At 74.2% G+C, this 4,707-nt stretch carries 4 protein-coding genes; 1 reads left to right on the forward strand and 3 read right to left on the reverse strand.

The annotated features are described in order from the left end of the window. Positions 1-865, forward strand: an 865-nt coding sequence (locus tag AXW62_RS31375; RefSeq protein WP_107406369.1) for a methyltransferase domain-containing protein, incomplete at its 5' end; no start/stop codon positions are given. Positions 866-890: 25 nt separating this feature from the next. Here the strand turns inward: AXW62_RS31375 and AXW62_RS31380 are convergent. From AXW62_RS31380 to AXW62_RS31390, 3 genes are all read right to left on the reverse strand, one after another. Then, entirely contained in the window at positions 891-1,976 is a 1,086-nt protein-coding gene (locus AXW62_RS31380) for an FHA domain-containing protein (RefSeq protein WP_060947476.1), read from the reverse strand. A 69-nt stretch (positions 1,977-2,045) separates the two neighbouring features. Next, complete coding sequence (locus AXW62_RS31385; RefSeq protein ID WP_370682948.1) at positions 2,046-3,632, reverse strand: vWA domain-containing protein; 1,587 nt, start codon at positions 3,630-3,632, stop codon at positions 2,046-2,048. A gap of 22 nt (positions 3,633-3,654) precedes the next feature. Then, a partial coding sequence (locus AXW62_RS31390; RefSeq protein ID WP_060947477.1) for a PP2C family protein-serine/threonine phosphatase occupies positions 3,655-4,707 on the reverse strand: 1,053 nt, incomplete at its 5' end.

Genomic DNA, 4,707 nt, shown 5'->3' on the forward strand with positions numbered 1-4,707 from the left:
GGGTACCGGGCGTCGCACCCCGGACCCGTCGTTGGGTCGGTCGGTACGAACCCCCGAACCCCCGACCTCGCGGCGGGGACCCGGCCTGGCTGGTCCGGACGCCTACGCCGATGTCCCGCTGGCGACGCGGGTGCGCGACGGTGAACTGATCACCTCCAGCAGCCAGCCGTCGCTGATGGCCCGGATGCTCCAGGCGCTGCGGGTGCGGGACGGCGACCGGGTGCTCGAGATCGGCGCGGGCACCGGCTACAACGCCGCGCTGCTGGCCCATCGGCTCGGCGAGACACACGTCACCACCCTCGACCTCGACCCGGAGATCACCGAGGCCGCCCGCAACCACCTGGCCGCGGCCGGGTTCCGGCCGGCGGTCGTCACGGGGGACGGGGCGCGCGGCTGTCCGCTGCACGCTCCCTACGACCGGATCATCGCCACCTGCGCGGTGGCGTCCGTTCCGCCCGCATGGCTCGGCCAGTGCCGGCCGGACGCGCTGATCCTGACGCCGCTCGCGACCGGTCTGATCACTCTGAGGGTCGCCGACGCCCGCCATGCGGAAGGGCGCTTTCTGGCCACTCCCGCGTACTTCGTTCCGCTGCGCGGCAGCGGCCCACCGCCTGAGAGGGTGCCCACCTGCGGTCTGCCGTCCCGGCCCCTGCTGGACGACTCCTTCCGCTTCCTGCTGAACCTGGCCGCGGGCCATCTGGAGCCGGTCGAGGCCCTCGCGCTGTGGGAGCACGAGGGCAGGCCGGGGCGGGAGCGCTACGGGGTGACGGTGCGGGGCGAGCGGCAGTGGGCCTGGCTGGACGAGCCGGAGGGCGCCTACGGCTGGCCGCTCGGCCCTCCCGACCGGCTCCAGTCCTTCGTCTAGGCCCTGGCCCGCCGCTCCTCGCCGCTCAGCCCCGGCGCACCGTGATCGTCGTCCAGGCGCCGACGTGGACCCGGTCGCCGTCCCGGAGCGGGACCGGCACGAACGGCTGGATCGGCTCCTCGCCGCCGTTGATCGTCGTCCCGTTCGTCGAGTCCTGGTCGACGACCGCCCACGCCCCGTCGGGCTGCTGCACCAGGAGTGCGTGCTGGTGTGAGACGCCCGGGTCCTCGGGCGCCCGCCCCAGGTCGATGTCGGGGGCCTCACCGGTGCTGTGACGGCGTCGGCCGATGGTGATCTGGTGACCGTTGAGCGGCAGTTGCTGCTCGGGGGAGTACGCCGGGAGGTTCAGCCCGGCGGCCTCCGGGCCGCTGCGGTTCATCATCGCCACGAAGTACTCACGGTCCGGGGCGACGACCGCTATCCAGTTTCCGGGCGCCGCCTGGGCCTGGCCGAACGGGGCCCCGCCGGGCGGCGTCGAGTGCTGCGGGGCACCCGGGTGCTGCTGCGGCGGCTGGTGCCCCGGGCCCTGCTGCTGGGGCGGCGGGGCGTACCCGTCGTTCCCGTACGGCTGCGCGGTGGCCTGGGGATAGCCGTAGCCGTACTGCTGCCCGGGCGCGCCCGGGGCACCCTGCTGCGGTGCGCCGTGTGGGGGCGTGCCTCCCTGCGGCGGCGGGAGCGTCCAGTCCCGGTCGCCGCCGAACCCGCCCTGCGCGGGGTGCGGGGCGTGCGGCTGCCCGGGGCCGGGCTGCTGCGGCGGCGCGTAACCGCCCTGCGGCGGGCCGTACGGCGAAGGCGCCTGCGTCTGGAAGTTGAAGCGGCACTCCTCGCAGAACGGAGCCTGCGACTCACGCGGGGTACGGCACTGCGGGCACAGCTCCTGCTGCTGCCCCGGATAGCCGTAGCCGCCCGGGCCGCCGGGCGGTGGTGGGCCGCCCGACCCCGGACTTCCGAAGCCGCCCGGTGGGACGGGCGTGCCGGGGCCACCCGGCATGGGCTGTGGCGGAGGCGGCGGGACGGCACCGGAGGGCATGGGTGTCCCCGACATCCGGTGGCCACACACCTCACACCAGTCGTCGGCCGCCGATTGGTGGCCGTTGGGACAGGTCGGCATGTCGGATCCCCCTCTTGTGGCGTTCTTGGCGTTTCTGCCGAGAAGTGCTACGTGAGTGTTGGTTATGTGCTACTTCTTGACGCGAACTGTCTTGGTGGAGCGCGTTTCGAGTGTCATCTCGTCCGCCTCCGTGACCTTCGCTTTCAGTCGCACAGTACCTGCCGCCGCATCGACGACGTCCACCACCTTCGCAAGCAGTTTCGCCGTGTCCTCGTTCCCCGATGCGGTCGCCAGCTGTACGGCACGACCGAGCTTGGCGGTCGCTTGTTCGGCATTGCCGGACTTGCGGGCATTCATTCCCGCCTGGATGGCCTGTGCCAGTTCGGCCTGGCCCGTATAGTGCGCCACCTGCGGATTCATCGCGGTGGAGGCGGCCAGGTCATCCGTCCAGACCGCTCGCACCAACCCCTGCGCCAGCGGGCTCGGCGGACTGCCGACTCCGCCGGGCGGTGGCTGAACCAGGGAAATCCTGGCCGCGAGCATCTCCCGGCCGGTCTCGGCGGCCGGAACCCGTACACATACGTGGTAATCACGGGACTCCTCGCCCCATGACCCCGTGGGATAGTCGCCCGCCCGCGGACCGGCCTCGACGCGCCGCGCGGTCAGGTCCTCGACCGCCGGTGCGACCTGCTTCACATACACCACCTCGGCGCCCTTCGGAGTCCACAGCCGCAGGCTGACATCGGCGATCTCCTTGCCCATCGCCGCCTTGGTCATCCGCGTGAAGTCCGCACGGAGTCCGGCGGGATCGGCCACGATGTCGGCCGTTCCGAGCAGGGCGGAGGCGATCCCGGTGACCTCCTCGACCTCCCAGTCCGTACCGACCCCGCGGGCGTCGCAGGTGAAGCGGCCGGCGCAGGCGTCGAGCACCGCCCGCAGCCGCTCCGGCTCCTCGTGCTCGTTCCGGCCGTCGGTGAGCAGGATGCCATGCCGGATCGCGGCGTCGGCCGAGCCGAGCAGCTGGTCGGCCAGCAGCAGCCAGCTGCCGATCGCGGTGCCGCCGCCCGGACTCAGGCCGCACAGCGCCTCCTTGGCCCGGGCGCGGGTGAGCGGATCGGCGGTGGCCAGCCGTCCGCCGCCCGGGAAGACCTCGACCGCCTTGTGCGTGCCCGCCACCACGGCGAAGGCGACGCCGTCGCGCACCGTGTCGATCGCGGCGGCGGTCGCGTCCCGCGCATGGCGCATCTTCGTCGGCGGATAGCCCATGGAGCCGGAGCAGTCCACCATGATCACCACGGCGGCGCCGGAGGAGGCGCCGCACCGGCCGGACCCGCCGGGGACGTCCTGGCGCGGGCCGGGGGCGAGGGCGGGCCCGGGTATCGGCGTCCCGGGTATCGGCGTCCCGCCCGCGGCCCCTGGCCCTTCCACGGCCCCGGATCCTCCTGAAGCTCCAGGTCCGGCCGCGGCCCCAGGCCCTCCCATGGGGCCGAGCCCGGCCGCGGCTCCCGGTCCTCCCGCGGTTCCAAGACCGGCCGCGGCTCCCGGTACGCCCGCGGCCCCGGGCCCTTCCGCGGTCCCTGGCCCGCCCGCGGTCCCGCCGCCCGCCGAGGTGACGGTGATGATCGCGTTCACCTCGCGGCCTCCCACGGGGAGGTACTCGTTCTGGTAGACCTCGACCGAGAACCGCGGCGCAGGGGATGGGGGGAAAGGGGCCATGTCTTCCGTTCCTTGACGACCGTCAGGCGGATCCTGCCCGGCCCGGGGCAGCGGGGAACGGCACGACCGCCACTGTTACGTTGTCGTGGCCACCGCCGCCGAGGGCGTGGCCGACCAGGACCTGCGCACTGTTCAGCGGCCGGGCACGGGCGTCCGGCGGCACCGCGCGGGCCATCTCCTCCGCCGATTCGGCGTAGTTCCACAGCCCGTCGGTGCACACCACCACCACGCCCGGCCGGTCCGGCTTGTAGGAGGCGGTGTGCGGCTCCAGTTCATAGGCGTCCGCCCCGAGCCAGCCGGTGATGGCGTGGGCGCGCTCGTCCGCGTACGCCTCCGCCTCCGACATCAGGCCCGCGGCCACCATCTGTGCCGCCCAGGAGTCGTCCTCGGTGAGCCGGGCGGGCGGGGCCGTGCGGTCGTCGGGGACCCAGTAGGCGCGGCTGTCCCCGACCCAGCCGACGGTGAGGATGTCGCTGGTGACGACGGCGCTGACGATGGTGCAGGCCGGTGCGTTCTGATGGCGCTGCTGCTCGGGGTGGGAAGCGGGCCCGTCGGTCTCCACCGCCAGGGAGTTGACCGCCTCGGCGGCGGCGACGATGGCCTCGTTCATCGCCTGCTGGGGGTGGGCGCCGTGCGGGAGCGAGGCCATCAGCGCCTCATTCGCCGCATGGGCCGCGGCGGCCGAGGCGTCGTCGGGGCGGGTCGCCGAGGAGACCCCGTCGCACACCACCGCGACCACGACCGGTGAGCCGTCGGGCAGCTCGGCGGAGGACACGGAGAACGCGTCCTCGTTGCGGTGATGGCGCAGCCCGCGGTCGGTGGCCGCCGCGATGCCCTCCAACTCGCTCTCCACATGGTCGCGTTCGCGCCCCTGGGCGTGTCCGCAGCGCTCGCAGAACCCGTCCTGGCCGATGGTGCCCTCCTGGCACGCGGCGCACCGGGGGCCGGGCTCGCCGCCGGGCAGCCGGGGGTCCGCACCGGTGCCGGTGCCGGTGCCGGAGCCAGCGCCGGTGCCCGCCGCGCCGTCCGCGCCGGGCGCCGCGCCGGTGTGGGTGCTCGCGCCGGTCTCCGGGGC

It is taken from the genome of Streptomyces hygroscopicus subsp. hygroscopicus, from assembly GCF_001553455.1.
GTDB lineage: Bacteria > Actinomycetota > Actinomycetes > Streptomycetales > Streptomycetaceae > Streptomyces > Streptomyces hygroscopicus.